Below are 6155 nucleotides of genomic sequence, written 5' to 3'. Positions count from 1 at the left end.
AAGTAGAGTAACGTAAATAATTAAAGGTTTGTAGTAAGGTCTTTAGACCTGAAAGTAGGGCTAAAGCCCTAACTACGAGCAAATTTCAGAATCTGTTAAGTTACTTAACATAGTTCTATTTATTTTTACCTACCTACTTAGAAGGGAATTGGGAATTAGGAATTGGGGTAATTTTCTTCCTCCTGACTCCTGCTACATTACCTTTGTTTTAAATAATTCAGAATACCATTAGCTATGCCCTCAGCCATACGACTTTGGTATTCTGGTGATCCTAAACGGGGATTATCTTCCCTACCTGTCATGTAGCCAGTTTCTACTAAAATAGCAGGCATAGTATTTTTTCTCAGCACATAAAATCTAGCTTTACGTGTGCCGCGATTATTCAGGGTACTAATATTTTGGAGAATGGCTTGCCGAACAGTTTCTGCTAAAGCATAACCACTGTCGTAATAATAGACTTCCAAACCATTAACATCGGAGCGGTTATCTACAGAGTTAGCGTGAATGCTGACGAATAAAGTAGCATTAACCCGCTTGGCTATATCCACCCGTCCTTGAAGTTCTACAAAGAAGTCAGCATCTCGGGTGAGGACAACTTGGATACCATTTTGTTCTAAAATTCTTGCCAGTTTTGTACTAATGGGTAGAACAACATCCTTTTCTAGCAAACCACCCAGTCCAGGAGCGCCAGAATCTTTACCGCCATGTCCCGGATCAATAACTACTAAAACTTTGCCATGAGGAACAGGTAGACGGGGCTGAGGTCTTGTTTGCAAAGGTGGTGTAATAGAACCTGGAGGATCTTGTGATCCAGGAAATTCAGGTGGTAAAATTGGAGGACGTTGAGCGCGGAGATTAGTTTGTAATTGTAGTGCTAATAATTGAGATGTAACTTGACTGAGTGCGCCAAAGCTAACGCCAGATGCAGGTTGAACAAGAACAATTACACTATTGTCAGATTGGGGTTGGAAACGGACTTTAAGAAGAGGGCTGTTGTTAGTAAAGGCCGGACTTTTGACCTGATTAGCTAATTTGGCATTGGCAATGGTAATGCGAAATAGACCTGAGCTTCTATCCCAGCCAGTGGTGGCAGATATGGCTTGGTCTGCTCTAATTAGTAATTGTGTACCATTGCCACCAAGTTCTACAGATTGAATAATTGCGGGGGAGTCACTCAGTGATGGTGCGGATAATTGGTTATTCTCAGGTAATTTAGCCAAACGATCTGGGATGACGATAAAACCACTGTTACCACTAGCTAATGCTTGCCAATTGCGACTGGTATTATCTAACTGTAAGGTCATGCGAACAGCAGATGGACTGCTGGATAGTTGGCTAAATTGGATACGACGGACTCCATAGCGATTAATTAATAGATCCCGTTCTCCCATATTTGGTGATAAGGCTGCGCCAATGATATCAATATTGACAGAGCGATTATCTTGACTGCGATTGATTTGCAGTTGAGGATTGCCACCACTGGTGCTAATGAAAAAGCCGTCACCTGTGACTCGCAATTTCTCAATTTGCACTAACCCTGGGGTGGTTTCTCGATTGGTGACTACGTTGTAAATACTTCTGGGGTCTAGTGTTGGTTCAGGTGATGTATCGGATGTTGTTGGAGGTAGTGATGGTTCTCCAGTTTGTCCAGAGGCAACTTCCGGTTGTGGTAGTTCTACTAGCCAACGTTTGCCACTGATGGGAACAAATTTGACTTGGTTGGGGTTGAAGGTGTAACCAGGGGCTAGTTCGATTACTAAGCGTGTTGTTTGGTCATCAAATTGACCGACGCGAATGGTGCGAATTTTGCTGCCAATTTGTTGGGTTACGGAGGGGCGGCCTAGTTCTGTTCCTGGTAAGTCAATTACTAAGCGTGTGGGGTTAAAAATGAGTTGGGCTTGGGGTTGGACAGGGCTAGATGTGTTAATTTCTAAGTGGTTTCGATTAGTATTAAACCGCCAAGATTCTAATTTCGCGGCAAAAGCGGGCGAAGATAGGATGAAGACCGTTCCAAAAGTGCTAGGTATTAACCAATGTAGTTTCACAATCCTTTCTCCTGATTCCTATTTATGGGATTTGTCAATATCTCGACTTATGGGGTAATCTTCAGACCATGACCGCTGCAAATTTAACTTTGTTCAAGTAAAAGATGTTGGTGTTGGTAGTAAGACACGGCTAATGGCGTAGAATTTTAGCATACAATCGGTTTATCAAAAAAAGGGAATAGGCAAGAGATAAGAAACACTTATCTTGACTTTAAATACTGAAGTATGCCTTGGGCGATCGCCTCGGCCATTTGATTTTGATAAGCTGAAGTTCTCAGTTTGGCGACATCGTCTCTACCAGTTAAGAAACCAGTTTCTACTAAAATTGAGGGCATAGAAGTTTTGCGAAGAACATAAAATCTAGCTTTCCGCACTTTCCTATCTCTGACATTAAGACTTTGCAGAATTTTACTGTGGACAATTTGAGCAAGTGTTAAACCACTATCGTAATGATAAGTCTCTAAGCCACTAACTTCTGGACGACTTGCACCTGCCGAATTAGCGTGGATACTGACAAATAGATCAGCATTAGCCCGTTGTGCCATTGTCACTCGTCCTGGTAGAGCGACAAAATAGTCAGAGTCTCGCGTCATAATTACTTGGATACCGTTTCGTTCCAAAACTTCTGCAATCCTTTTGCTAATTGGTAAAATAACATCCTTTTCCAGCACTCCACCGATACCAATTGCCCCTGAGTCTTTACCGCCATGTCCGGGGTCAATTATAACCACTATTTTGCCTTGACGAAGGTCGCGCCTTGGGGTAGTTCGTGGTTGTCTCGGTTTGAGGTCAGGTAGTTGTTGTCTGGGTGGTAATAAAGGGGGTAAATTCATAGGTGGTCTAATCTGACGATACCGTTGCAGTTTTAGAGCCAGAAATTGATCTCCTACCTGATTGAGTACACTTAGTGTAACACCTGATGCAGGTTGAATTAAGAGAACTACAGTATTGGGCGGTTGTGATTGCAGACGGAGTTTAAGAATGGGACTATTAGCATCAAGAGTAGGGCCTTTAACTTCGTTGGCTAATTTGGCATTGGGAATGGTGATACGGAACAAACCAGAATTTTTATCCCAACCTGTGGTGGCGGATATAACTTGGTCAGCTTTAATTAATAATTGTGTGCCATTGTCAGCAAGTTCTATAGATTCAATTGTCGCAATTGAGCCGTTATTGTTTCTGGTGGGGGGAAAATTCTCATTTTCAGGTGTATTTATCATTCCTCTGGTGGGGAGGATGATTAAACCGCTGCTACTGGAGGTTACTCGCCAGTCGGGACTATTTGTGGCGATTTTTAACGTCATGCGGACAGATGTTGGTGTTGTTTGCGATTGGGTAAATCCAATATTGTCCACACCATGTTTATTAACTGCCAAATTTCCTTGTGTTAAATTGGGTGATAAGGTTGCATCAAAAATGTCAATAAATACTGTGTTTTTATCCTGGCTTCTCATGATTCTAGTTTGAGGATTACCGCCATTAGTGCGGATAAAAAAGCCATCACCAGTAATTTGCAAACTTTCAAGTTGAGTTGTACTTTTATTACTGCTGGTAATTCTAGTAATTGGTGAAAATTCAGGTTTTGCCAGGGAGTCTATCCCGACTAAGTTGTAATTATTATTATTATTATTGTTATTAGCTGTTGAGTTGGCATCAAATTCTGATTTTGGTAACTTTACTGTCCAGCGATTAGCACTTTTACCGACAAATTTTACTTGTTGAGGATCTAAAGTATAACCAGGACTTATTTCTAAAACTATTCGTGTTGTTTGTTCATCAAATTGACCAATGCGAATTTCCCGAATTCCTCCGCCTATTTGTTGAGTTAATTGGGAACGACCAAATTTAACACCTGGTAAATCAATTACTAAGCGAGTAGGATTAAAAACTAATTGTGCTTGTGGTTTGATAGCACCATTTGTATTAATTTCTAATAGATTTTGATGACGATCAAATCGCCAAGATTCTAATTTTGCCGCTAAGGTTGGCGATGATAGCATCAGTACAGTACCAAAGGTAGCAGGTATTAACCATTGTATTTTCACGGTTTTTTCTCCTTGGCTAAATTAATAATTAATCATCAAATATTTACCGATATAAGCACATACAAAAAATACCCACCACTGTCAATCACTGACATAGTTTGGCGGGTGATTCTCCATAATTACTAAAAACATCTTCAATCTGTAAAAACCGTCCTGAAAAAAAGTAGGAATACAAAACATTATCAAGGCGAATAGAATGGGAAACAAGGAAAGTTTTATAAAACCAAAAGTAGATTCAATTAAAGGTAGAAATAATAACCATTTTACAAATTAGAGGGTTTCAAGATTACAGGAGACGGAGATTGGATGATAAAAGTTTCTTCCAACCTCCTTGTCTACTAAATGTAGAAACCACAGTAGAGAAAATTTTCACCTATCTTCTGTGAGATCTACAGCAGAATTTGCGGTGAAATTCAAATTACTAATCATCTTTTGTGGTGATGAGAGATTGTGGTGTTTCTACTGCTAATGTTTTGCCAGAATTGCTGTCTAAATTTGTGGCGGCGTTTGATTCTGGAAATACAAATCTTAACAGGGGAGGAGCGATGAATGTGGTAATAATAACCATCATAATAATTGCTGCTCCTAATGGTTTTGAGAGGACACCACTAGCTGCACCGACACCAGCAAATACTAAGCCGACTTCACCTCTGGGAATCATCCCCACACCAATAGCCCAGCGGTTAATCCCTGGTTGACCAAATACTGTTAAGCCTGTCACTACTTTACCGATGATGGCAACTGTAATCAGGAAAGTTGCCATGATTAAGGCTTCTTGATTGGTGGGAATGGCTGGATTTAAGACTCCTAAATCAGTTTTTGCCCCGACGGTGACGAAGAAGACGGGAACTAACATATCAGCAATGGGGATAACTTGCTTTTGCAGTTCTTTGCGTTTGTCGGTTTCTTCAAGAACTAACCCGGCGGCAAAAGCCCCAAGAATTGCCTCTAAATGGATGACAGAGGCAAAGTAAGCCATGATTATGGCAAAAATGAAGGCGGGGATGACTAATTCCCCTCTGGTTTTGAGTTTATCAGCGATCGCTACAAATGATTTATTAAAGACATTACCAAAAACTATTGCTCCAATTAGAAAAGCGCTCGCACTAATAATCAAATAAATGACGTTACCGACATCAACTACACCATCTTTGGCTAAACTAGCAACTACCGCCAGGACGATAATTCCCAAAACATCATCAATAACCGCTGCACCGAGAATAATTTGCCCTTCTTTGGAGTTCAACTGTCCTAATTCGGAAAGCACTTTGGACGTAATTCCAATACTGGTTGCTGTCAAAGCTGCACCGGCGAAAATCGCGGGAATAGCACTAACACCAAATATGGTCATTAATCCCACTGTACCCGCTGCAAAGGGGACTATTACCCCAACTGTAGCCACCACGAAGGCTTGAACACCAACAGCCATGAGGTCTTTGAGGTTGGATTCTAAGCCAATTTCAAACAGGAGGATAATTACACCCAATTCTGATAAAACTGAAACCACCTCGGACTGCGCTGCAAATACCTGGGGTGTGGCTTCTGGGGTTAACCCAGCGGTGAGTTGCAAGAAGAACATGATTAAGGAATTAGAAGCGTCTGTACCACCTTCTGGAAATACTAACAGATGGAGTACAGAAACACCGACAACTACACCACCGAGAAGTTCACCTAAAACTGCGGGTAAGCCGACTTTGTTGCATAATTCTCCACCAACTTTGCTGGCAAAGTAAATAACTACTAAACTCAGTAGCACAGCGGCTAATACCATAGAACTGTCTGCGGTTTCTGTGGCAGTTGCCAACAAAGGAACGGTAAAATTGAGTTGCTCGAAAAGCTGCATGGGTTATACAAAGATTCTTTTCTTTATTTTTACCCTTTTTTAGTGACAATTAATTTAGATATATGTATATCCACTGCTAATCATAGCTATAGATAGATGGCTTATTTATCTAGCTGACACGACCGTTCAGAAATAAATTCCCAGTCAGGCTATGGGTTTTACGTTAATTTCACACTAATAAGCTTTTGCTTTACCCTCACCACTATAATCTGCAAGGTGATA

The 6155-nt window shown here is 40.9% G+C and carries 3 protein-coding genes; all 3 read right to left on the bottom strand.

Annotation, left to right across the window (positions count from 1 at the left end; all coding sequences use genetic code 11):
• Positions 1-197: 197 nt before the first annotated feature.
• A complete protein-coding gene (locus PN471_RS08200; protein ID WP_271776417.1) occupies positions 198-2045 on the bottom strand; it encodes an N-acetylmuramoyl-L-alanine amidase in 1848 nt (615 codons plus the stop codon).
• Between the two features lie 200 nt (positions 2046-2245).
• Entirely contained in the window at positions 2246-4090 is a 1845-nt protein-coding gene (locus PN471_RS08195) for an N-acetylmuramoyl-L-alanine amidase (RefSeq protein ID WP_271776416.1), read from the bottom strand.
• A 421-nt stretch (positions 4091-4511) separates the two neighbouring features.
• Positions 4512-5933: a cation:proton antiporter gene (locus tag PN471_RS08190; protein WP_271776415.1), complete on the bottom strand. Its 1422-nt coding sequence runs from the start codon at positions 5931-5933 to the stop codon at positions 4512-4514.
• Positions 5934-6155: the final 222 nt, after the last annotated feature.

It is taken from the genome of Aphanizomenon sp. CS-733/32 (genome assembly GCF_028330045.1).
Taxonomy (GTDB): domain Bacteria; phylum Cyanobacteriota; class Cyanobacteriia; order Cyanobacteriales; family Nostocaceae; genus Dolichospermum; species Dolichospermum gracile.
This window is presented reverse-complemented; position numbering and strand designations above follow the sequence as displayed.

What these genes read in the sequence shown, in the direction of transcription:
- PN471_RS08190 (WP_271776415.1), bottom strand. Translation starts at nt 5,933, where the DNA reads ATGCAGCTTTTCGAGCAACTCAATTTTACCGTTCCTTTGTTGGCAACT.